This is a genomic window from Tritonibacter sp. SIMBA_163, assembly GCF_046535935.1.
Lineage (GTDB): Bacteria > Pseudomonadota > Alphaproteobacteria > Rhodobacterales > Rhodobacteraceae > Epibacterium > Epibacterium scottomollicae.
On the sequence record NZ_JAWJBP010001028.1, the window covers coordinates 1 to 247 of the forward strand.

Here is a 247-nt window from a genome sequence, read left to right on the forward strand (position 1 = left end):
GGTGGCGATCTGGAACAGGCTCTGGTCTGGACCGAATGGACGATGGAGTTTAACTCATCAGTATTTAGTCCGGAACGCGCCAACTATTATCGCTGCCTGCAAACGTTGTTATTACTGGCACAGGAAGAAGATCGCCAGCCGCTGCAATATCTGAATGCGTTTGTTCGCATGTACGGCGCAGATGCCGTAGAAGCCGCCAGTGCGGCAATGAGCGGCGAAGCGGCGTTTTACGGCCTGCAACCGGTAG

At 54.7% G+C, this 247-nt stretch carries 1 protein-coding gene; it reads left to right on the top strand.

Going from position 1 to position 247, the window contains the following annotated elements:
- On the top strand, positions 1-247 hold a 247-nt coding region (locus tag R0J92_RS25455), incomplete at both ends, for a hypothetical protein (RefSeq protein WP_411053736.1).